This window comes from Amycolatopsis sp. NBC_00345, from assembly GCF_036116635.1.
Classification (GTDB): Bacteria; Actinomycetota; Actinomycetes; order Mycobacteriales; family Pseudonocardiaceae; genus Amycolatopsis.
The window spans coordinates 2,906,879-2,928,590 of sequence record NZ_CP107995.1 but is presented as its reverse complement, the minus strand read 5'-3'; the positions used below and the strand labels follow the sequence as shown (position 1 = coordinate 2,928,590).

Genomic DNA, 21,712 nt, shown 5'->3' with positions numbered 1-21,712 from the left:
ATTCCGATCCACTCCGATCCCGACCCCGGATCTCAACGACGAGAAGGCGGACTCATGCATCGACGCGGCTCGGCGCGCAGGACCACCAAGCGTCTCTCCATCCTCCTGACCACGTTGGCCTTCCCGCTCGCCACGGCGATGGCGGGCGCCCCGGCCCAGGCGGCCGAAACCTGGACGACGGTCTTCCAGGACAACTTCGACGGGTCGGCCGGGACCGGGCTGAACGCGCAGGACTGGCTCTACGACAAGGGGACGAGCTACCCCGGCGGCGCCGCGAACTGGGGCACCGGTGAGATCGAGACGGCCACCGACTCCACCGGCAACGTCTACCACGACGGCAGCGGCCACCTGGTCATCAAGCCGCTGCGCGACGGTGCGGGCAACTGGACGTCCGGCCGGATCGAGACCCAGCGCACCGACTTCGGCGCGCCCGCCGGCGGCCAGATGGAGATGAGCGCGACCCTGCAGCAGCCCAACCCGGCGAGCGGCCTCGGCTACTGGCCCGCGTTCTGGGCGATGGGCGCCGACGCGCGCCCGGTCGGCGCCACGAACTGGCCCAGCATCGGCGAGATCGACATCATGGAGGACGTCAACGCGCTGAGCAAGCACTCCACCACGTTCCACTGTGGACAGTGGGCGGGCGAGTGCCACGACCCGGACGGCATCACCAGCGACCTGCAGGACTGCGCCGGCTGCCAGACCGGCTACCACACCTACTCGGTGGTCGTCGACCGCCGCGACGCCGCCGCCGAGGAGCTGCGCTTCTCCCTCGACGGCGTGCAGACCTACTCGGTCAAGCAGAACCAGGTCTCCGACGCCACCTGGAAGGCCGCGGTCGACCACGGCTTCTTCGCCATCTTCGACGTCGCCATCGGCGGCTCGTACCCGAACAAGGTCTGCGGCTGCACCTCGCCCTCGGCCGACATCACCCCGGGCGCGGGGATGAGCATCGACTCGTTCACCGTCAAGACCAGCACCAGCTGAGCCGGGCCGGCTGACCAGGGCCGGAGACGGGGATGGCCTCCTTGCCGGGTCGGGGGACCGGCAAGGAGGCCATCTGCTTTCTACCCCATCACGGCGGCTACGGGTAGCTCACCACGTCGACCGGGACCGTCCCCGATGGGGTGGTCCCGCCCGCGTCGTTGATCACATGGGTGATCGTGCCCCGGTAGTTCAGCGACACCGTGAGCAGGCTGTGGAACCGCACGCCGGAGTTGTTCGGCACCTCGAACGCGTGGTAACTGGAGACCGCGGGGTTGGTGTCGAAGAAGCAGTAGCTCCCCAACCCCCAGGCCTCGTGCGAGGTCACGTTCGCGCCCACCTTGTACGCGGCGTACCCGGCGACGCCCGATGGCGCGTTCCACGACGCCTGGTCCGGCACGTCGTAGGGCATCTCGTTCTGGAAGAAGATCGTCTTCCCGCCCTGGCCGTTCCAGATCACCTGGTACTTCTGGTAGTGCTCGACGAACAGGCCCGTGGCGAGCACGTTGTTGCCGTTGACGAGCACGCCGGTGTCGGCGGTGTTGGTGGTCCAGCCGACGGTGCCGCCGTTGCCGTGGTCGGCGCGCCAGGCCCAGGTGTGGTCGATGATCGTGTTGTTGCTGTTCACGACGAGGCTGTTCGTGGCCTTGCCGGCGATCTGGCCGCCGATCCGGAAGAACACGTCCTGCAGGGTGGCCGGGTTCGCCGCGTGGTTGCCGGTGGACCCGGCCGCGCCCACGGTCAGCAGCGCCTGCGAGTTCGTGGTGCCGGCGTCGAACAGCAGGCCCTTGACCCGGACCCCGTCGACGTCGGCGACCTGCATGGCGTTGACGCCGTTGTCCGGCACCAGCGTCGGGTAACCGACCCCGAGCACCACCGTGTCGGCCCGGGTGACGTTGAGCGTCTGGTTCAGGTGGTAGATGCCCGGGGTGAAGAACAGGTTGCAGCCCGAAGCGAGCGCGCTGTTGATCGTCGAGGCGGTGTCGCCCGCCTTGACCACGTAGAACTGGCTCATCGGCAGCGACGAGCCCGGTGTGCTGCCGCCGGCCCAGCTCGGCCCGGATGCGTTGGTGCGCAGCGAAGGCAGGAAAACGCGGTAGTTGCCACCGCCGTCGACGTAGAGGTACGGCACGTCGCGCGAGACCGGCGTGGTCGCGAGCGTCGTCTCCGGCGGGTTGGGGAAGGTGTTCGCCGGGGCGCCTGTGGTGCCGGAGAAGACCATGTTCCAGACGCCGCCGTCCCAGCTGCCGAGCGCGGAGTCGCGGGTGTACCACTGCTGCTGCGAAATCGACGCGGTCTGGCCGGACACGCGGGTGTCGGCGATGTAGCCGCCGCTGGCGTAGCCGTAACTCGCCGGGTACAGCTGCAGCCCGCCGCGCACGTCCATCCGGCGGAACGGCGCGGCCTGCGCCACCGCCCACCGGTCGTTGCCGCTGCTGGGCGTGACCGCCATGTTCTCCGCGGAGCGCCAGAAGTTCTGCAGCGCGACGCCCTGGTCGGAGGCGTTGAACGCGTCCACGGTGATGTCACCGTTGATCTGCACGTCGTCCGGGTTCTGCCCGAGGCCGGCGACGGAGGTGTAGAAGCCGACGTTGTCGTGCACGTTGTAGGTGCCCGGCTTGAACAGGTGCGCGACCCGCCGGTCGGCGAACTGCGCGGTGAGCGTGTCCTTCTGGGCGTTGAAGTCGGCGTCGAGCTGCGACTGGATGGTCGCGGCGGACATGCCCGGGTCGAAGATCCGCACATTCGGCCCGAAGTCCGGCACGTTCGGCTGCGTGGTGCAGCCCGCCTGCGCGCCGATCGTGTAGGTCGCGCTGGTGACGGGGGAGTTCGCCGAGCCGGACTTGACCGCGATCGCGGAGATCGTGCGCGAGGTCGGCACGCTGATCGGGGCGCTGTACAAAGCCGACGACGCCGTGGGGGTCGAGCCGTCGGTGGTGTACCGGATGCTCGCGCCGGACGTCGCCGTCGTGAGGGTCACCGTCTGGGCGCCGGCGTAGTTGCCGCCCGCGGGGCTGAAGGCGGGTGCGGCGGCCGTTCCGGTCGCGCCGCCCTGGGTGTAGCTGAAGTGCGGGGTGTCGTACTGCGGCCCGCTCTTTTCGTAGGTGAACCAGTAGTCCAGCACGGTGCCGGTGCTCAGGCCGCTGACGGTGTAGCGCCAGGTGCCGGAGCCGTTGGTCATCCGGACGTTCTGCTGGCCGGCCCCGGGGACGCCGGAGTAGTGCACGTCGACGTAGAGCGACGCGGTGGCCGGGGTGAAGGAGATCTGCGCCTGGCTGCTGCTGAGCTGGGTCGCGCTCTGGGTGTAGTCGGCCGCGGCCGAGGCGGCGGGGGCGACGAGTCCCGCCCCGGCCAGCAGGCCCGCCGCGGCGAGCGCGACGGCGGCGAGGGGACCTCGCCGAGGTCTTCGAGACAACACAAAGGTCCGGTTCACGCCGTGACACCTCCGCCGTTGGGGATCCACGAACTGTTTTGTTGCGAGTCACAACAAAGTAGCTCCCGGCCTGCAAGGTCACCGTCACGAGTGGGTAACGCTTGTCTGGACCAATGATCGAGAACGAACGGAGCCGGTGTCACGGACCGCGAAGACCCTCCTTCGGAAGGGTGATCCGCGACTGGGTGACGTGCGACCATCTTCTGTCTCAGCGTGTTCGCGTTTCCGAGGAGGCAGCATGTCACCCTCTCGCGCCAAAACCCTGCTCCGTGCGCTCGCGGCGGCCGTGCTGGCCGCGGCCGCCGTCGTCCCGCTCTCCCTGGTCACCGCGACGAGCGCCGAGGCGGCCCCGCTCCTGCGCGGCGGCCTGGTGAACTTCGGCTGCGCGGCTTCCGGGCACCTGCACTGCCTCGGCAAGGCGGTCAAGTCGCCCGACGGCGCCGGCCCGCTGCTCACGTCGACGCCCGTCGGCTACGGACCGGCCGAGATCCAGGCCGCGTACAACCTCGGCGGGCTGCACGGGGACGGCCGCACCGTCGCGATCGTCGACGCGATGGACGCGCCGACCGCCGAGGCCGACCTCGCGCAGTTCCGGACCGCGCGCGGGCTTTCGCCGTGCACCACGGCGAACGGCTGCTTCAAGAAGGTGAACCAGGACGGCGCGGCGAGCCCGCTGCCCGCCGGGGACTACGGCTGGGCCGAGGAGATCAGCCTCGACCTCGACGCGGTGTCGTCGACCTGCCCGGACTGCCACATCCTGCTCGTCGAGGCGAATTCGGCGGACACCGACCCGCTGATGACGGCCGTCGACACCGCCGCCGCGACCCCGGGCGTCGTGGCCATCTCCAACAGCTACGGCGGCACCGAGGACCCGACCATCACCGCCGCCGACGCGCACCTGAACCACCCGGGCATCGCCGTCACCGCGTCGTCGGGCGACTCCGGCTACGGCGTCAGCTGGCCGGCGTCCTCGCCGTACGTCACCGCGGTCGGCGGCACCACGCTGAGCAAGGCGGCGGGCACCACCCGCGGCTGGTCGGAAACGACGTGGTCGGGCAGCGGCAGCGGCTGCTCCACGATCGAGCCGAAACCCGCGTGGCAGCACGACACCGGCTGCGCGAAGCGGACCGTCGCGGACGTCGCCGCGGTGGCCGACCCGAACACCGGGCTGGGCGTCTACGACACGTACAACAGTTGCGGCAGCTCGGCTTTGTGCGACCTGCTGCTCTCGCTCGGCCTCGCGCAGGGCGCGGACGGCTGGGTGCAGGTCGGCGGCACCAGCCTGTCGTCACCGGTGATCGCGAGCGTCTACGCGCTGGCCGGGAACTCCGTCACCGCGGGGTCCGCCCCGTACGCGCACCCCGACGGCCTGTACGACGTGACCTCCGGCAACAACGGCAGCTGCAGCGGCTCGTACCTGTGCACCGCGGGCGCCGGCTACGACGGGCCGACCGGGCTCGGCAGCCCGCACGGCACGGCAGCGTTCTGAGTCCGGTGATGCCGCCGTTGCCGGGTCAGCGGCCCAGCAACGGCGGCATCACCAGCTCGGCGAATTCCTGCAAGTCCCGCCGCCGGTCGGTTGAGCGGCCGGCGCTGGAGAAAATCCGCACCGACTGGTTCGAGTCGTCGCGGAGCTTGACTTCGATGCTGCGGTCGCTGTCGAGCCGGGCCGGGCGGCCGGCGACGGTGTCCGGCCAGCTCTTCTCCTGCTCCCGGAACGTGGGCGGGACGTAAGAGGCGGTCGCGAAGGCGGCTTGGGTGCTGACGTTGCCGCAGCTGCCGTCCATCTTGGGTTTCGTTTCGGCGATCGGCACGCTGAGCGCCTTGGCGAGCTGGGTGCACAGCTGCCAGGCGGCCATCGGGTAGGCGCTGTCGGCGATGCCGAACCCGGGAACACCACCGACCTCACGTGGGGGCAGCTCGTTGCCGGTCCCGGTGACCGGGGGGAGTGGCAGCCCGGGGGCCGTTACCGCCGGCACGACGGCGTCCCCGATGGCCTGGACGATGGCGGGCAGGTCGCGGCCGGAATCGGCACGGAAGTCCTCGGTCAGGTCGAAGTCCAGCATCGGGTACACCATCCCCGGGACCGGGCTGGTGCGGGCGACCGTGACGAACAGGTTCGCTATGGTCTTGCCCTCGTCGCCGGCCAGGGTGGCGTCGTGCCCGCCCACCCGCACCGGCTTGGTGGCGCCGGTGGTGAAGGGCTTGGCATCGTCGGGGTGCACCTCGAGGCTGAGGGTGGCGGTGACGACGTGGCAGTAGCCGAGCCCGTCGATCTCCCGCGCGATCGGACCGCCGAGCAGCTTCGACCAGCTCTGCTCCGGGACCGCGGTGCAGAGCACGTCGGCCGCCGTCCGGGCCGGCAGCGCCGCCACCATCTCGCCGGTCGGCATCGGCACCGTCCGCACGGCCGACCCGCCCGCCGACGGCCACGGCGAGGGCAGGCTCGTCGGCGCCTGCGGGCCGAATACCTTGTCCCACACCAAAAACAGGCCGTATCCGACCAGCGCCCAGAAAGCCATCACGGCGACGATGAGCAAGGAAACGGAGCGGTACGGGTGCGCCTTGAAGTTCACCGCGGTCACTTTAGCGCCGGTGCCGGAAACTGTCCGGCAGTTCCGTCAGTGCGGCGCGGTACCCGGCCGGCGCCATTCGTAATCGTCCAGCGGGAAGTGGCGGGCCCGCCACCACACCTTCGCGCTGGACTGGGGCCGCACGATCGACGGCTCGCCGTTGCGATCGAGGTAGTAGGTGTTCGAGTTCGCGCAGGAAGCACTGGTGAACAACGACTTCCGGTGGCCCCGCAGCATCGCCCGGTAAAACCGGTCGTGCGCGGGCCGGCGGATGCCCACGTACGTCGCGCCGCGATCGCGGGCTTGGGTGATGCAGCGCAACGCGTGCGCGGTCTGGTTTTCGGCCATCACCAGCCAGGACCAGCTGGTCGCGAAATGCGGGCCGGGAATGAGGAACAGATTCGGGAAACCGGGCACCGTGATGCCCTCGTACGCCTGGAAACGGTTCTCCAGCCACCAGTCACGCAGGTCGACACCGCCTTCGCCGCGCACTGCGTAGCCGGGGACGCTGTCGTACTCGAAGAACTTGAACCCGGTCGCCAGCACGAGTGTGTCGATTTCACGGACCGTGCCGTCCGCGGTTTCGATGGCGTGCGGGTGAACGCGTTTGATGCTGTCCGTCACCAGCTCGACGTTTCGCTTCCCGAACGAACTCCAGTAATGGTTGGACAGCGCCGGTCGTTTGCAGCCGAAATCGTAGTCGGGCTTCAGGCGTTCCCGGATGCCCGGATCGGAAACCTGCTGCCGCAGGTGCCGCAGCGACAGCTTCTCGATGCCCTTGGTCAGGAACGGCAGCCGCGCGTAGTTCGTGACGCCGAGCCACATCGCCAGCTCGATGCCGGTGCTGATCAGCCCCCGGCTCGCCCAGCGCGCCGGGGCGAACCGGTCCAGCACCTTCCGCACCCGCGGTGACAGCTTCACGTCGGTCCTCGGCATCACCCAGATGGGCGTGCGCTGGTAGACGTCCAGCCGTTCGACCTCCCTGGCGAGCTCCGGCACCAGCTGCACCGAGGAGGCGCCGGTGCCGATCACCGCGACCCGCTCGCCCTGGGGTGCGTAGTCCTGATCCCAGTGCAGCGTGTGGATGGTCCGGCCGGCGAACTGGCCGACGCCCTCGATGTCCGGGGTGTTGGCCTTGCCGAACACCCCGTGGGCGGACACCACGAACCGGGAAGTGAACGTGTCGCCGGCCGCCGTCCGGATCACCCAGCAGTGCCGGTCGGTGTCGAAGCCGGCGGAGACCACGTCCTGGCCGAGCCGGACGTGCGGGCGCAGGCCGTGCTCGGCGACCAGGCTGTCGGCGTACTCCTTCACTTCGGCGCCCTTGGCGAACACCCGTCGCCAGTTCCCGTTCTGGGCGAAGGAGAACTGATACGTCACGGACGGGATGTCCACTGCCACCCCGGGATACCGGTTGTCGCGCCAGGTGCCGCCGATGTCGTCGGCGCGTTCCAGGATCACGAAATCGCGGATGCCCGCCGTGCTGAGCCGGATGGCCATGCAGATCCCGGCGAACCCGGCGCCGATGACGAGGACCTCGTACTGCGGCGGGGCACCGTGGCTCGGAGGTGGGGTCATCGCGGTACTCCTTCGACAGGCGACGTCAAGCCAGCAGCCCGGAGTCGCGCCACAGCTTCTTGCTCGGACCTCCGATGAGGTCGGCTTCTTCGAGGAAACGCACGAGCCTGGAGGCACCCGCCGCGAGCGTTTCGCGGCGTTGGGGGTTGGCCCAGGCGAGGTCCGCGGCCTGCTTCGGGTCGGGCAACCCGGCTCGGGCGTACTGCCTGGGCCGGGCCAGGATCCGCGCCAGCATCAGGGCGCCGACCGCCACGACGTCCCGGGTGAATTCCCGGACGGGCCAAGGGGAATTCTCCAGCAGGCGCAGCAGGTCTTCGCGGGCGTAGCGGACGTGCCGGGCTTCCTCGGTGACGTGGATCCGCATCACCGCACGGACCAGCGGCTGCACGGTTTCGTCCTTCAGGTGCTCACGCTGGAGCGCGTCGAACACCTCCTCGCCGATCAGCGTCGCGACCCACATCGACGGGCCGCGCAGGATCAGCGGCAGGGCCTGGGCGGTGAGCTGCAACGGCCTCGGGTTGCGGTACGGCCGGCCGCCGACCTTCTCGATCAGCATGGAGAACATCGTCGAGTGGCGGCATTCGTCCGCGATCTCGGTCAGCGCGTACCGCACGTGGGCGGTGGTCGGGTCGGTGTTGTACGACATCCGCAGCAGCATCTGCATGAGGATGATCTCGAACCAGATCCCGACGCTGACGGAGTTGATCAGCTCCTGGCGCGAGAGCTCCACCCGCTGCTCGTGGCTCATCCGGTCCCACAGCGCGGTGCCGTACAGCGAAACGGTGCGCTCCGGGATGAAAAAACTGCCGTCGACCAGCGGGGCTTCCCAGTCGATGTCGACGTGGGGGTCGTAGGACAGGTTCGCACTGGCCTTCAGGAGCCTGTGCGCGGTGGTCTCCCGATCGGTTCGCACCATCTCCGACGCCCTCCTGCTGACAGTCCGGTCGCTGCGCCCGCTCTGGCGCTCACACAGGAGAACGCATGTAACAACTTTAGTCAAGCTGTAAAGGCGTTAGGCTTTCCCGCATGACGGTCGACGGGACGGGCGAGGACCTGCTGCGCCGCGCGCTGGCCAGCGAGCTGCCGGACGAAGGGTCCGAACGCATCCTCGGCGCCGCGCTGGAGCAGGCGGAGGACTTCGGCCTGCGCCGGTTCACCATCGACGACGTCGCCCGCCGGGTCGGGCTGTCCCGGGTGACGATCTACCGGTACTTTCCCAAAAAGGACCAGCTGCTCAACGCCCTGCTCACGCACGAGCTGCGCCGGTTCCTGACCAAGGTCGACGAGGTCGTGGCGAAACACCCGCGCCCCGAGGACAAGCTCATCGAGGGGCTGTTGTTCTGCCTCGAGTTCCTGCGCGGGCACCGGTTGCTCAACCGGCTGCTGCGCACGGAGCCGGAGCTGATCCTGCCGCACCTGACGACTCAGGGCGGTGGCCTGCTGGCCGCGGCCAGGACGTGGATCGCCGGCCTCGTCCGGGCCGAGATCGCCGCGGACCACCTCGACCTGCCCGACCGTGACGTCGACAGCGCCGCCGAACTCCTGGTCCGCGTCGTGCTGTCACTGGTGCTCACGCCCGACACCGTGCTGCCGCTCGATTCCCCCGCCGAACGCCAGCGTCTCGCCGAGCTCTACCTGACGCCGATCGTGCGGGCGCTGCGTCCCCGTTCGGACCACGCCGGCAGCTGATTCCGCGCGCCGGTTGCCCGGAAGTGCCTTCCGGTGTGGACGGACGGAGTAGTCACAGCGACAGGTTTCAGACAAAACGCGGGCCAACGCTGGACCGGTTCCGATCGGCTTCTCACACTCTGCGGGCAGTGGGTTTCTTTCCCCCGACCTTGGAGGAGTTCCGATGCGTCGAAGAATCACCCTACGGCTTGCCGGTGCGGTCGCGCTCACGGCGGGCCTCGCCGCCGTGGTGGCACCCGCCGCCGCGCAGGCGTCACCCGGATTGCTCGCGGCCATGCAGCGGGACCTGGGCTTGAGCGCCGGCCAGGCGCAGGCCCGGCTCGGGCAGGAGCTGGCGGCGTCGAAGCTGATGCCGGTCGCGCAGCAGGCGGCCGGCGCGGCGTACGGCGGCGCCTGGTTCGACCCGGCGCTGGGCAAACTGGTCGTCGGTGTGACGGACCCGGCCGCGGCCGACGCGGTCCACCGCACGGGCGCCGAGACCGCCCCCGCCCGGATCAGCGCGGCCGCGCTCGACGCGGCGAAAACGGCCGTCGACGCCTCGGCCAAGGCGAAGCCCGCCCCGGCCGCGGTCAGCGGCTGGGGCGCGGACCCGCGCACCGGCAGCGTGGTCGTCACCCTCCAGCCGGGCGCGCACGGCGCGGACGTCGACGCCTTCCTCGCCCAGGCCCGCGAAGCCGGCCCGGTGGCCGTGGTGACCGGACCCAAGCCGCAGACGTTCTCGGCCGGCACCGTCGGCGGGGATCCCTACTACATCAACGGGAACACGCGCTGCTCGATCGGGTTCTCGGTGAACGGCGGGTTCGTCAGCGCCGGCCACTGCGGCGGCGCGGGCAGCTCGGTGGTCGGCTGGGACGGCTCGGCGATGGGCACGTTCGGCGGCTCCTCGTTCCCCGGCAACGACTACTCGATCATCAACATCGGCAACGGCTGGTGGACCGCGCCGGTCGTGCTCGGCTGGGGCACGGTCAGCGACGTGATCGTCCGCGGCTCCTCGGTCGCCCCGGTCGGCTCTTCGATCTGCCGCTCCGGCTCGACCTCGCACTGGCACTGCGGCAGCGTGCTGACCCTGAACGACACGGTCAACTACTCCCAGGGCTCGGTCTACGAGGTCACCCGCACGAGCGTGTGCGCCGAGCCCGGCGACTCCGGCGGCTCGTTCATCACCGGTGACCAGGCCCAGGGCGTCACCTCGGGCGGCTACGGCGACTGCACCGCCGGCGGCAACACCTGGTTCCAGCCGGTGAACGAGATCCTGCAGACCTACGGCCGGTCCCTGGTCACGGGCTGACCCCGGGAGCGTCCACAATGGATCAACGGTCCGGCACTGCGCCGTTCGGCGCAGTGCCGGACCCTGTCAAGCGGCGGATGCGGTGGTTCCCCTGACCGTATCCGGACAGGTTCGGCCCCGTTCGTTGTTTTCCGCCCGGCCGCGGTTGTAGACAGATCCGGCCGGGGAAAGCAATGTCGCGACGGCGGGAGTCGGTTCATGCGTGGAGCAGCCCTGATCGCGGCCGTGCTGATCGCCGGCACCGCGGTCCCCGCCACAGCCGAGGCCGCCCCCGCGGCGCCGAGGTCCGCCGACTGCCCCTGGGTGGGCTCGACGGCGCCGATCGGCACCCGGGTCGCGCAGGTCCTCGGGCAGATGACGCTCGACGAGAAGATCACCATGGTGCACGGGACGGCGGCCGCGGGTTACACCGGCCGCGTCGCGGGCAACGACCGGCTGTGCGTGCCCTCGCTGAAGATGGAGGACGGCCCGCTCGGGGTGAACCTCGGCGGCACCACGCAGCTGCCCGCCGCGTCCGCCGTCGCCGCGTCGTTCGACTCCTCGCTGGCGAGGACCTACGGCTCGGTGATCGGCGCCGAGGACAAGGCCAAGGGGGTCGACGTCGACCTCGGCCCGACCGTCAACATCGTCCGGGACCCGCGCTGGGGCCGCGCGTTCGAGTCCTACAGCGAGGACCCGTACCTCGCCGGGCAGATGGGCGCCGCCGACATCGAAGGCGTCCAGTCCCAGGGCGTGATGGCGCAGGTGAAGCACTGGGCGGTCTACAACCAGGAGACCAACCGCAACACCACCGCCGACGACGCCGTGATCGACGACCGCACCGTGCACGAGATCTACGCCAGCGCGTTCGGCACGATCGTCGACCAGGCGAAGCCGTCCTCGGCCATGTGCTCCTACTCCTCGATCAACGGCACGTACGCGTGCGAGAACTCTTATCTCAACGCGATCCTGGAGCAGGACTTCGGCTTCGACGGCTTCATCACCTCGGACTGGGGCGGCACGCACAGCGCGGCCGGCTCGGCGAACGCCGGGATGGACATGGAGATGCCCGGCCAGGACTTCTTCGGCACCGCGCTGAAGACGGCCGTCCAGAATGGACAGGTGCCGCAGTCCCGGCTGGACGACATGGCCGGCCGGATCCTGCGTGAGGAGTTCCGGTTCGGGCTGTTCGAGCACCCGTCGCCGGACACCCCGGGCGCGCCCGCGACGACCCCGGCCCACCTCGCGGTGGCGAAGAAGGCCGCCGAGGACGGCACGGTCCTGCTGAAGAACGACGGCGGCCTGCTGCCACTGGACCCGGCGAAGGTGCACTCCGTCGCGGTGATCGGCGACGGCGCGGGCAAGAACACGCTCAGCTCCGGCGGCGGCAGCGCGCACATCGCCGGCACTGGCACCGTCACGCCGTTCGACGGGATCAAGGCGCGCGCCGGATCCGGCGTCACGGTGGACTACGCGCAGGGCAACCTCGGCCAAGGTAGCGCGCTGCCCGCGATCGAGAGCGACTACCTGACGCCGCCGTCCGGCACCGGCCACGGCCTGCAAGGCGACTACTACCCGAACACGGACTCCTCCGGCCCGCCCGCCGCGACGCGCACCGACCCGCAGGTCGCCTTCACCTGGACCGGGACGACGCCCGCGCCCGGCCTGCCCGCGACGAACTTCTCGGCCAAGTGGACCGGCACGCTCACCCCGCCCGCGACCGGCACGTACACCCTCGGGCTGACCAGCGACGACGGCAGCAGGCTGCGGGTCGACGGGCAACAGGTGATCGACAACTGGGGCGACCACGCGGCGGCCACGAAAACCGCGCAGGTCCCGCTCACCGCGGGCAAACCGGTGCAGGTCGAGGTCGACTACTACCAGGGCGGCGGCGACTCGACCGTCACGCTGGGCTGGCTGCCCCCGGGCCAGGACCTGCCGGGGCAGGCGGCCGCGCTGGCCGCGAAGTCCGACGTCGCGGTCGTCTACGCCAACGACTTCGAGTCCGAGGGCAGCGACCTCGCCGACATCGACCTGCCCGCCGACCAGAACAAGCTGATCGACGCCGTCGCCGCGGCCAACCCGAACACCGTCGTCGTGCTCAACACCGGCTCCGCCGTGACGATGCCGTGGCTGGCGAAGGTCAAGGGCGTCTTCGAGGCGTGGTATCCGGGCCAGGAGTCGGGCAACGCGATCGCCTCGCTGCTCTTCGGCGACACCACGCCGTCCGGCAAGCTGCCGGTCACCTTCCCCGCCTCGCTGGAGCAGGTGCCCGCCTCGACACCGCAGCAGTGGCCCGGCGTGGACGGCAAGGTCCAGTACTCGGAGGGGCTCGACGTCGGCTATCGCTGGTACGACAAGCAGAACCTCGCCCCGCTCTACCCGTTCGGCTATGGGCTTTCCTACACCAGCTTCCAGTTCTCGAACCTGAAGGTCGACGGCTCCACCCTGGGTGAGAACGGGCGGCTCCAGGTCAGCGCCGACGTCACCAATACCGGCGCGCGGCCGGGCTCGGAGGTGGCACAGCTGTACCTGAGCGACCCCGCGGCCACCGGCGAGCCGGCCAGCCAGCTCAAGGGCTTCCAGAAGGTCGACCTCCAGCCGCACCAGACGAAACGGGTGCAGCTCGACCTCACCGCGCAGGACGCGTCCTACTGGAGCAGCGACGCGCACGCGTGGGAACTCGGCGTCGGCCAGTACACCGTCCGCGTCGGCGACTCCTCGCGGAACCTGCCGCTGTCAGGCGGTTTCCGCGTCGACCGGACGTCCGGGCCGCGGTTCACGAAGGTGACCGCGCCCGCGATCGCGACCGGCGGCAAGACGCTCTCGGTGACCACCGCGTTCACCAACGGCGCCACCGAGCCGGTGCGTGACGCTGTCACCGGCCTGTCGCTCCCGAAGGGCTGGACCGCGACCCCGCGTACACCGGCGCTGTTCCGGACTGTCCGACCGGGACAGACGGTGTCGACGACCTGGTCGGTGACCGCCGCGCCCGCCGCCGCTCCCGGCCCGGCGAACCTCGCGGCCACCACGCGGTACGCGGGCGGATCGACCGGCGCCGGCTCGGCGACCGTGCAGGTGTCCTACCCGAGCCTGGCCGCCGCGTACACCGACGTCGGCGTGACCGACGACGCGAACCCGGCCCCGGGCAACCTCGACGGCGCGGGCTTCAGCTTTTCCGCGCAGGCGCTCGCTTCCGCCGGCGTGAACCCGGGCGGGCCGGTGAAATCCGGCCCGGCGACGTTCACCTGGCCGGACGTCCCGGCGGGCCAGGCCGACACCGTCACCGCCGCCGGCCAGAGCATCACCCTGCCCGGCTCGGGCTCGGCGCTGTCCTTCCTCGCGGCCGGCACCAACGGCACCCAGAGCGGCCCGGTCACCGTGACCTACACCGACGGCACCACGTCCACCTCGACGCTCACCGTCGCGGACTGGTACGCCAACCAGGCCGTCGACGGCTGCGTCCTGGTGGCCACCACGCCGTACTGGAACCGGCCGGCGGGCAGCACGTATCCGCACGACCAGAAGGTGAGCCTGTACGCGGCGTCGGTGCCGCTGACCGCCGGGAAACCGGTCGCCTTCGTGACCTTGCCGGTGGCCAAGCAGCTGCACGTGTTCGCGACGGCGTTCAGCGGGGCTTGAGCGTCGCGCCCGGCCCGCTGTCCGCTTCGTCCGCTTGCTGATCGCTTGGGGGCATCCGCGACCAATGGCCGTGGCAGCGCTGGGGTGGGAGAGTTTTAATCCGGTGGCACACCCCGAAAATCCCGCACCAGCGGGAGCCGCCGGAAGGAACAGAATGGCTGCTCAGCTCGGCAAGACCTCTCGCCCGCGCCGGACACTGGCGCTGACCGTGGGGGCTGCTGCCGCCCTGTCGTTGTGCGCCGCCGGGGCACCGGCGACCGCGGCGCCGGTGGCCAAGCATCACCAGTTCAGCTCGGCGGCTTCGCTGCTGGCCGGGGCGAAGTCCCCGCAGGAACGCGCGGCGCTGACCGACCGCGCGCTCGCGGCGACCGGCAACAGCCTCCAGACCGCGTACAACACAAAACCGTTGTACGACCAGGGAATCGACGGCACCGGCACCACGCTGGCGACGGTCGTCTCGTACGGGGACAAGGACATCCAGTCCTACATAGACAGTTACTCGAAGTCGCACGGCCTGCCCGCCGCGGACGTCCAGATCGTCGAGCCCGCGGGCAAGGTCCCGGCGTGCGGCGACCCCGGCACGCCGGCCGACTGCTCGAGCTGGGGTGGTGAGACCGACCTCGACGTCGCCATGTTCCACACGCTGGCGCCGAAGGCGAAGATCCTCGTCGTCGCCACGCCGACCTCGGAAACCCAGGGCATCGACGGGTTCCCGGACATGATGACGGCCATCGACTACCTGGCCGACCACCACTCCGCGAACGTCATCTCGATGAGCCTCGGCACGCCGGAGGACGACTTCGACAACTCCGCGCAGCTGCACGGCCTCGACGCGCACTTCAAGAAGGCGACCGACGCCGGCATCACGGTCACCGCGTCCACCGGAGACGACGGCTCGACCGGCACGAAGAAGGACAACACGCCCTGGGGCAAGAAGGTCGTGAGCTTCCCGGCCGCGAACTCCTACGTGACCGCCGTCGGCGGCACCGTGCTGCACCTGGACTCCAGCGGCACCCGGACCTCGCCCGACACGGTGTGGCCGGAGTCGGGCGGCGGCGTGTCGCACGAGTACCCCGCGCCGGACTGGCAGGCCGACGTGGACCAGACCACCAAGGCCACCGGCCGTTCGCTGCCGGACATCTCGCTGCTCGGCACGTCGGGCACCTCGCAGTCCTCGCCGCTGTTCGCGGCGGTCGTCGCGCTCGCGTCGCAGAAGGCGGGCAAGGGACTGGGCTTCATCAACCCGGCGCTGTACAAGATCGGCGCCGACGCGACGGCCAACGGCCTCGTGGACGTGACCTCGGGCAGCAACGCCACCGGCGGCGTGGACGGCTACGAAGCGGCCAAGGGCTTCGACATCGTGTCCGGCTGGGGCACCCTCGACGCGGCCAAGTTCGTCCCGGCGCTGGCGCAGCAGATCGGCTGAGCGTAAGGGTTTCTAAGGGGCCGCCGGGCCAGGCAATCACCTGGTCCGGCGGCCCGTCTCGTTCCGCCGGCCACGAACGAGTGACAGATGGCTCGCGGGGCCGGGACGGCGCAGGCACCATGATCACCGGACCTGCCAATGCCGAGATCGGAGCCGGAATGCGCGAAGTGCCGGGAAACGAGCGTGGCGGACGGTGGCGGACAGGGTTGCTGCTCGCTGTCGGCGCGACCCTGCCCTGGGGATTGATCACCGCGGGGCCAGCGGCCGCCGCCGACTATTCCCGTGCCGCGGACAACTACGCGGGCTCGCAGATCGAGGCGCACGAAGGGGTGCACGGCAGCCCGGGCACCTCGCGCGCGGACGCTGCCGACCAGACCCTGGGCCACGACGTCAGCGGCCACCAGGGCGCGGTCGACTGGGCGGCGGCCAGCGGATCGGGCGCGCGGTTCACCTACGTCAAGGCCACCGAGGGCACCGGGTTCGTCAACCCGCAGTTCGGCGGGCAGTACGACGGCGCGCACGGGGCCGGGATCATCCGCGGCGCCTACCACTTCGCCCGCCCGGACGTCTCCAGCGGCGCGCAGCAGGCCGAGTACTTCATCGCGAACGGCGGTGCCTGGAACGCGGACGGCAAAACGCTGCCCGGCGCGCTCGACATCGAGTACAACCCTTACGGCGACGCCTGTTACGGCAAGAGCCCGGCGGACATGACGAACTGGATCGCCGACTTCACCAGCACCTACCTGGCGAAAGAGAAACGCAGCGCGCTGATCTACACCAGCACCACGTGGTGGAAGCTCTGCACCGGCAACGCGAACCGCTTCGGGAACACCGACCCGCTGTGGCTCGCCCGCTACGCGACCGAGGTGGGGGAGCTGCCCGCGGGCTGGGACAAGCAGAGCATCTGGCAGTTCTCGCGCTCCGGCAGCCTGCCCGGCGACCAGAACTACTACAACGGCCCGATGGGCCGGGTCGAGTCGCTGGCCGCGGGCCCGTCCGCCGCTGCCTGACGAGCTGCCTGACGAGGCGTCGGGCACGGCGTCCGACCGGACGATTGACTCCGGCGCTGGGCTGGCTAAGTTCACTGCATGCCGCGTAGCACCCGCTGGATCCTGGTTGTGGTCCTGCTTGCCCAATTGGTGTGGTCGGCGCCGTTGTCGCTGGTGTTCGGCCGCGCGTACCTGATCACGCCGGAGCCGGGACTTCTCGTGCTGGCGGTCGTCTTCGGCGCCATCGCGGTAGGGATCGTGGCCGTGACGGCGACGTTGCTCGTGCGCTGGCAGGTCGTGGCCCGGACGCGCAGGCGGCTGCTGGACACCGGCTTGCGGGTGCCCGCCCTGCTGGTGGACGTGGCCTACACCGGGACCAGGGTGAACGGGCGCACGGTGCGGAAGCTGACCTTCGAGTCGAGGTCCACCGGCACGCCGATCCGCGCGGTCGAGCGCACCACGGCGGCGTTGCCCGAGGGCACCCCCGCCACGATCGCCTACGACCTGGCCGACCCGGCGAAGGCCGTGGTGGCCGACGACCTCATCGCGCTCGCCGCCGACCTGGCCGGGCGCGCGGACCGGAAGCGGCAGGCCCGGATCGACGAGATGTTCCGGCAGCAGGGGAAAAGCTCGTCGACGACGTTCCGCCAGGACGGCCCGTCGGTGTTCACCACCCGCACGGTCACGGTGTCCGGGTCCGACGGCGTGCCGAGCGACCTCGCGTCCCACATCCACGAGGCGAGCGCCCGCGGCCTGGGCACGGCGCTGGACCAGCTGCGCGGGATGGTCCGCGACGGCCGGCTCACCCAGCAGCAGTTCGACGAGGTCGAGCGGCAGTTCTCCGGGCTGTTCGGCAAGCCGGGCGCCTGAATCAGGCGCGGCGCCCCAGCGCGAGCACGTCGAGCACGTCCTTGGTGGTTCCGGTCTCGGCGATGCGCGGGAAGACCTCCGCGAAGCTGTGCTCGTGCCGGGCCGTCGTCCGGTCCGTCATCGCGTCGGCGGGCAGGGTGACGTGGAAGCCGTGCTCGTGCGCGTCGCGGGCGGTGGACTCGACGCCGCTGCTGGTGGCGATGCCGGCGATCACCACCTGGCTGACGTCGAGCGCGCGCAGGTGCTCCTCCAGGCGGGTGCCGGTGAAGGCGCTGCGGGTGTGCTTGGTGACGAGGATGTCGTCGGGCTGCTGGTCCAGCTCGGGGATCAGGTCGGTCCAGCCGTCTGGGAAAGTGGCGCGCACGGCGCCCGCGTCGGTCCGGCCCGCCGGGGTGCCGGCGACGTTGACCAGCACGACCGGCAGCCCGTGGGCGCGGAAGGCGCGCACGAGGGTGGTGGCGCGCTCGACCACGTCGGCGACCGAGTGCGCGAGGGGCAGCTCGACGATGCCGCGCTGGAGGTCCACCACGATCAGCGCGGTCTTCGGGTCGAGGGTGGTGACAGGCATGGGTTTCCTCGGGTCAGGGGGTGTTCGTCAGGCGCTCGGGGTCAGGGGGTGTTCGTCAGGCGCTTGAGCAGGCGGGTGGCCGCGGCGAGCTGGTCGACCTCGGCGGCGGTGAGCGTGGTGTCGATCGCGCCGGTCAGCCAGTCCTCCTTCGCCAGCCGCCCGGTGCGGAACTGCTCACGCGCGGCGTCGGTGAGGCTCAGGACCGTCTTGCGGCCGTCCTTCGGGTCGGGGGAGCCGCCGACGAGCCCGGCGTCCTGGAGGACGTCGACGATCTTGGCCATCGACTGCGGCCGGACGCCCTCGGCACGGGCGAGCGCCGTCGCGGTCGAAGGCCCGTCCCGCTCCAGCCGGACCAGCACCGCGGACTGCGACCGCGTGAGGTCGGCGCCCTCGGCCTGTTCCCGGAGCCGCCGGACCAGCTGCCCGAGCACGACCCGCAGCTCGCTCGCCACCGCGGGCGTCCGCGCCTTTCCACGCATGCCGAAACGCTATCAGGTGGCCAGCAGACTGTTCAGCTGGCTGTCTAATCCCCGTGTCTAATCCGACGGCAGTTCCAGGCCGGCCGACGCCAGGATCCGGCCGACGATCTCCCGGGCCTCGTCGCGCCGGTAGTCCGTGGTTTCCGGGCCGCCCAGCAGCTTTCCGGCCAGCTCGTCGACCGGCCAGGTGATCAGGGTGCCGTGGCGGGCGAGCAGCAGACCGGCGCGGCGGATGTCGTACAGGCCGCCGGTGTCGAGCCACGCGTACAGCAGGATCTGCCACAGCCAGCGCCCGACGCGGTCCGGATCGCGGACGGCGGCGACGGTCTTGACGTCCACCAGCGTGGTGCCGCGTTCGTCGACCCCGGTCTCCGGGTCGATGGCGCCGAGCAGGATGTCGCCGTCGGCCCAGCCGGGCACGATGGTCGGCCCGGCGATGCCGAGCTGACGGCCTTCGGGCGGGTTCCCGGCGAGTGAGCGCAGTTCCCACAGCGCGCCGCTCTCGTGCAGCCGCTGGGCGAGCTGCACCAGCTCGGTCACCTGGTGCTCGCCGGCCAGCCCTCGCAAGAGGTCCACGGTGGGCGCGCCGCCGTCGACCGCACGGGCGAGGCGGGGGTCGATTCCGCCAGAGCGGTACACGTCCTCGCACGCCGAGAGCACCCAGTTCGTGCGTGCCAGCCCGGCCTCGGCGCCCGGTTGCGCGAGCGTGCCGGGCGGCGCGTGCTCGGCGAGGTAGCCGCGCGAGCGTTCCAGCAGCTCGCTCCAGACCGCTTCCGCGTCGGGCACGGTGCCGGCGGCAGGGAACGGGTCGCCGAGGTCGAGCCACGTGGTCGCCGCGGGCCGGACGAACAGCGCCCGCGCGCGGTACTCCCCGGGCAGGTCGCGGTGGGTCGGGTAGGCGGCGGCCTGCCGGTGCGCCCACGCACCGGTCACCCACTGCGCGCCGACCAGGCCGAGGAGCGCGTAGTACGGCGGCGCGGGCTGTACGAGGTCGGCCACCCGCTGCCCGAACGCCCCGCCGATCTCCGCCCAGTGCCGCCGCGGGAGGTCGCGTCCGGCCGGTCGCACCGGTTTGACGTCCCGCACCGCCCGCGCGACCTCCGCGGCGACGGCCGGGGTACCGGTGAAAACGCGCGCACACCAGGAGGTGAGCGCGCTCGCGGGATCGGCCAGTTCCGAAGTCAGCGACACGACGGGCAGTAGACCACGCCGCTGTGTGGACCATGCGGCAGACCACGCGGCGGGCGGACCGGCCGAATCCGGTTTGGCGGCGCTTTTACTATTTCGTGAGGGATTCGCGGAACACTTTACGGGAGTCTATCGCGTCACAATGAGACCGGTTTTCGGTGCGTTTTTCCGCGTTTCACCGGCAGATTGTGGCCCCGGGTCCCCTCCGCGGGTGACCCCCGTAAGAGCGGTGACATTGCGCGAGCGCAAGGTAACGTTCGATCATCACTACCCGGGAGGAAGGGGAGTTGAAATGAATGTTCGCAGTGCGCCGGCATTTCGGAAGGTACTCCGCAACGCCGCCGACATCGTGGGTGTGGTTGTTGTCGTCTGCGTCGTCGCGTGGGTGATGCTCTGGGCGGCATTCACGTTGTAGCCGATTCCGCATGAGGGGTGAGCACGTGAACCTGGTCGTGAAAAGAGTCCTCCGCCCGCCGGAGGGCGCGCGCACCGTTCGCCGGGTGCAGGACGACGACACGCTGTTCGCGAGAGCCGCGACGGGAGACCTGGACTCGTTCGAAGTCCTGGTCTCCCGGTACAGCTCGGCGGTCCTGTGGATCGTGCGCTCGCGGGTCGGGGACGGCGCGCTGGCCGACGACGTGGTGATCGCCGTGTTCTGCCAGGTGTGGAACGTGGCCCAGCGGGGAGTCTCGGAGGAGGGGTTCGTCCGCGTCCTGAGCAAGGCTCTCGGCCGGTGCCTGTCCGGCCTCGATCGGCTCCGCCGCGGTTCGCGGTCCCCGGCCTGAACGCCGACGAGCTAGTGATGCCCTGAAGGCCACCTTGAGGGCATCACTGACTCTGATGGTGGCCTTCAGGGCATCCTCAGCGCCGGGGGACCGGCCGTGCCCGCGGCGGACGGGACACGGCCGGCCTCCCCTCCCGGGGGCGCGGGTCAGACGCCGCTGACCTGCGTGATCCAGTCGCGGCCCGCGGCCACGCTGCCGTAGGTGGTGACGCTGGAGCGGTCGCTGGTGGAGCACACGCCGACCTGCACGCCGCCGTCGACCATCGGGCCGCCGGAGTCGCCGCCGGCCACGGCGCCGTTGGGGGTGCGGGCGCTGATCGCGGGCCCGCCGGCGTTGTCGGTGGCGTTGGTGTCGGAGATGGTGACGGCGGCCTTCTTCAGCACGCTCGACTGGTGGTGGCCCTCGTCGTCGGCCTGGGTCGCGCCCCAGCCGTAGACCGTGGCGGCGTCGCCCACCTCCGCGTCCGACGCGCTGCTCGCGAGCCGGGCGAAGGTGCTGCCGCCGTCGGTGTCGAGCTTGATCAGCGCGAGGTCGCCGCTGCTCTCGAGGTAGGTCTGCGCGGCCTTGGCGTGCACACCGCCGGACGCGCTGTTGGAGCCGATGTAGAGGTCGATGTCGGTGAGGCGCTGCCCGTTGTTGTCGTACATGCAGTGCTTGGCGGTCAGCACCCAGCGCGTGCCGACGAGGGTGCTGGTGCAGAAGAACGTGTAGCCGTTGGCGTGGCCGTTGAACCGGGTGATGTAACCGGGGTTCTGGGCGGTGCTGCCGCCGATGATGGAGGGCGACGCGGCGGGCGCGGACGGCGTGGCGGGGACGCTCGCGGCGGCGGGGCTGACCGCGAGGGCGCCGAGGACGGCACAGGAACCGGTGAGCAGGGCGGCGGCCCGGACGAGCCGGCCGTGGGATTCACGCATCGGTACTCCTTGGCGATTCGGTGGGGACCGATCGAACGTAAGCGGCCGGGCCGGGCCCGGTAATCCGCTGGAAGACCTGAGCCGGTCAACGGAAAAAGTCGGATCGTTCGGCGGGTTGTGCTCTCCCGGCCGGCCAGGTTCCGACGTTCGTCGCGTGACAGGGCGTGTCCGCGGGTGTTAGACCGATGATCGCGCCGGGCCTCGATCGTCCGGTTCGGCACGGATCCGGGGACCAGGCGCGATCCGCCTTCCCCCTCCCGTAACAGCACAGCACGACCGGTCACTGTCGCCCGGAACGCACGTGAAGGACACGGATACCGTTGTTCGCG

The 21,712-nt window shown here is 70.7% G+C and carries 17 protein-coding genes; 9 read left to right on the top strand and 8 right to left on the bottom strand.

What is annotated here, in order from left to right; all coding sequences use genetic code 11:
- Nucleotides 1–54: 54 nt before the first annotated feature.
- Complete coding sequence (locus OG943_RS13020; protein ID WP_328610001.1) at nucleotides 55–984, top strand: glycoside hydrolase family 16 protein; 930 nt, start codon at nucleotides 55–57, stop codon at nucleotides 982–984.
- Between the two features lie 97 nt (nucleotides 985–1,081).
- Here the strand turns inward: OG943_RS13020 and OG943_RS13015 are convergent, their stop codons facing one another.
- On the bottom strand, nucleotides 1,082–3,415 hold the full coding sequence (locus OG943_RS13015; RefSeq protein ID WP_328610000.1) for a chitobiase/beta-hexosaminidase C-terminal domain-containing protein: 2,334 nt from the start codon (nucleotides 3,413–3,415) through the stop codon (nucleotides 1,082–1,084).
- A gap of 238 nt (nucleotides 3,416–3,653) precedes the next feature.
- Here OG943_RS13015 and OG943_RS13010 point away from each other — a divergent pair, with 238 nt between their 5' ends.
- Nucleotides 3,654–4,904 carry a S53 family peptidase gene (locus tag OG943_RS13010; protein WP_328609999.1) on the top strand — a complete coding sequence of 417 codons (1,251 nt, stop codon included), beginning with the start codon at nucleotides 3,654–3,656 and terminating at the stop codon, nucleotides 4,902–4,904.
- 25 nt (nucleotides 4,905–4,929) lie between these two features.
- Here OG943_RS13010 and OG943_RS13005 read toward each other — a convergent pair whose 3' ends face one another.
- From OG943_RS13005 to OG943_RS12995, 3 genes are read right to left on the bottom strand one after another with little or no spacing between them, the layout of a single operon-like run.
- Entirely contained in the window at nucleotides 4,930–5,991 is a 1,062-nt protein-coding gene (locus OG943_RS13005; RefSeq protein ID WP_328609998.1) for a hypothetical protein, read from the bottom strand.
- Between the two features lie 45 nt (nucleotides 5,992–6,036).
- Nucleotides 6,037–7,566, bottom strand: a complete 1,530-nt coding sequence (locus OG943_RS13000) for a flavin-containing monooxygenase (RefSeq protein WP_328609997.1) — start codon at nucleotides 7,564–7,566, stop codon at nucleotides 6,037–6,039.
- 25 nt (nucleotides 7,567–7,591) lie between these two features.
- The gene (locus OG943_RS12995) at nucleotides 7,592–8,482 is read right to left on the bottom strand and encodes an AurF N-oxygenase family protein (RefSeq protein WP_328609996.1); all 891 of its coding nucleotides are present in this window, start codon (nucleotides 8,480–8,482) and stop codon (nucleotides 7,592–7,594) included.
- Nucleotides 8,483–8,592: 110 nt separating this feature from the next.
- Between OG943_RS12995 and OG943_RS12990 the strand changes: the two genes are divergently transcribed.
- The 6 genes from OG943_RS12990 to OG943_RS12965 all read left to right on the top strand — a co-directional run bounded on the left by OG943_RS12990 (nucleotide 8,593) and on the right by OG943_RS12965 (nucleotide 17,449).
- Entirely contained in the window at nucleotides 8,593–9,255 is a 663-nt protein-coding gene (locus tag OG943_RS12990; RefSeq protein WP_328609995.1) for a TetR/AcrR family transcriptional regulator, read from the top strand.
- A gap of 163 nt (nucleotides 9,256–9,418) precedes the next feature.
- Complete coding sequence (locus tag OG943_RS12985; RefSeq protein ID WP_328609994.1) at nucleotides 9,419–10,543, top strand: S1 family peptidase; 1,125 nt, start codon at nucleotides 9,419–9,421, stop codon at nucleotides 10,541–10,543.
- A 198-nt stretch (nucleotides 10,544–10,741) separates the two neighbouring features.
- A complete protein-coding gene (locus OG943_RS12980; protein WP_328609993.1) occupies nucleotides 10,742–14,164 on the top strand; it encodes a glycoside hydrolase family 3 C-terminal domain-containing protein in 3,423 nt (1,140 codons plus the stop codon).
- 154 nt (nucleotides 14,165–14,318) lie between these two features.
- On the top strand, nucleotides 14,319–15,590 hold the full coding sequence (locus tag OG943_RS12975; protein WP_328609992.1) for a S53 family peptidase: 1,272 nt from the start codon (nucleotides 14,319–14,321) through the stop codon (nucleotides 15,588–15,590).
- Nucleotides 15,591–15,748: 158 nt separating this feature from the next.
- Nucleotides 15,749–16,600 carry a lysozyme gene (locus OG943_RS12970; RefSeq protein ID WP_328609991.1) on the top strand — a complete coding sequence of 284 codons (852 nt, stop codon included), beginning with the start codon at nucleotides 15,749–15,751 and terminating at the stop codon, nucleotides 16,598–16,600.
- 78 nt (nucleotides 16,601–16,678) lie between these two features.
- A complete protein-coding gene (locus OG943_RS12965) occupies nucleotides 16,679–17,449 on the top strand; it encodes a DUF3592 domain-containing protein (protein ID WP_328609990.1) in 771 nt (256 codons plus the stop codon).
- Nucleotide 17,450: 1 nt separating this feature from the next.
- On the opposite strand, the gene OG943_RS12960 is transcribed toward OG943_RS12965, so the two are convergent.
- The 3 genes from OG943_RS12960 to OG943_RS12950 are packed head-to-tail and all read right to left on the bottom strand — an operon-like array spanning nucleotide 17,451 to nucleotide 19,687.
- Nucleotides 17,451–18,017 (bottom strand): isochorismatase family protein, encoded by a 567-nt coding sequence (locus OG943_RS12960; RefSeq protein ID WP_328609989.1) that lies wholly within the window; start codon nucleotides 18,015–18,017, stop codon nucleotides 17,451–17,453.
- A 41-nt stretch (nucleotides 18,018–18,058) separates the two neighbouring features.
- Complete coding sequence (locus OG943_RS12955; RefSeq protein WP_328609988.1) at nucleotides 18,059–18,496, bottom strand: MarR family winged helix-turn-helix transcriptional regulator; 438 nt, start codon at nucleotides 18,494–18,496, stop codon at nucleotides 18,059–18,061.
- 57 nt (nucleotides 18,497–18,553) lie between these two features.
- Nucleotides 18,554–19,687, bottom strand: a complete 1,134-nt coding sequence (locus tag OG943_RS12950) for a hypothetical protein (RefSeq protein ID WP_328609987.1) — start codon at nucleotides 19,685–19,687, stop codon at nucleotides 18,554–18,556.
- A gap of 497 nt (nucleotides 19,688–20,184) precedes the next feature.
- On the opposite strand from OG943_RS12950, the gene OG943_RS12945 reads away from it, so the two are divergent.
- On the top strand, nucleotides 20,185–20,469 hold the full coding sequence (locus OG943_RS12945) for an RNA polymerase sigma factor (RefSeq protein ID WP_328609986.1): 285 nt from the start codon (nucleotides 20,185–20,187) through the stop codon (nucleotides 20,467–20,469).
- A gap of 146 nt (nucleotides 20,470–20,615) precedes the next feature.
- Here OG943_RS12945 and OG943_RS12940 read toward each other — a convergent pair whose 3' ends face one another.
- Nucleotides 20,616–21,383, bottom strand: coding sequence for a S1 family peptidase (locus OG943_RS12940; protein WP_328609985.1), 768 nt, complete (start codon nucleotides 21,381–21,383; stop codon nucleotides 20,616–20,618).
- Between the last annotated feature and the right edge of the window lie 329 nt (nucleotides 21,384–21,712).

What these genes read in the sequence shown, in the direction of transcription:
- OG943_RS13010 (WP_328609999.1), top strand. Translation starts at nt 3,654, where the DNA reads ATGTCACCCTCTCGCGCCAAAACCCTGCTCCGTGCGCTCGCGGCGGCC.
- OG943_RS12955 (WP_328609988.1), bottom strand. Translation starts at nt 18,496, where the DNA reads ATGCGTGGAAAGGCGCGGACGCCCGCGGTGGCGAGCGAGCTGCGGGTC.
- OG943_RS13020 (WP_328610001.1), top strand. Translation starts at nt 55, where the DNA reads ATGCATCGACGCGGCTCGGCGCGCAGGACCACCAAGCGTCTCTCCATC.
- OG943_RS12990 (WP_328609995.1), top strand. Translation starts at nt 8,593, where the DNA reads ATGACGGTCGACGGGACGGGCGAGGACCTGCTGCGCCGCGCGCTGGCC.
- OG943_RS13000 (WP_328609997.1), bottom strand. Translation starts at nt 7,566, where the DNA reads ATGACCCCACCTCCGAGCCACGGTGCCCCGCCGCAGTACGAGGTCCTC.
- OG943_RS12970 (WP_328609991.1), top strand. Translation starts at nt 15,749, where the DNA reads ATGCGCGAAGTGCCGGGAAACGAGCGTGGCGGACGGTGGCGGACAGGG.
- OG943_RS12995 (WP_328609996.1), bottom strand. Translation starts at nt 8,482, where the DNA reads ATGGTGCGAACCGATCGGGAGACCACCGCGCACAGGCTCCTGAAGGCC.
- OG943_RS12975 (WP_328609992.1), top strand. Translation starts at nt 14,319, where the DNA reads ATGGCTGCTCAGCTCGGCAAGACCTCTCGCCCGCGCCGGACACTGGCG.
- OG943_RS12980 (WP_328609993.1), top strand. Translation starts at nt 10,742, where the DNA reads ATGCGTGGAGCAGCCCTGATCGCGGCCGTGCTGATCGCCGGCACCGCG.
- OG943_RS12965 (WP_328609990.1), top strand. Translation starts at nt 16,679, where the DNA reads ATGCCGCGTAGCACCCGCTGGATCCTGGTTGTGGTCCTGCTTGCCCAA.
- OG943_RS12960 (WP_328609989.1), bottom strand. Translation starts at nt 18,017, where the DNA reads ATGCCTGTCACCACCCTCGACCCGAAGACCGCGCTGATCGTGGTGGAC.
- OG943_RS12985 (WP_328609994.1), top strand. Translation starts at nt 9,419, where the DNA reads ATGCGTCGAAGAATCACCCTACGGCTTGCCGGTGCGGTCGCGCTCACG.
- OG943_RS12940 (WP_328609985.1), bottom strand. Translation starts at nt 21,383, where the DNA reads ATGCGTGAATCCCACGGCCGGCTCGTCCGGGCCGCCGCCCTGCTCACC.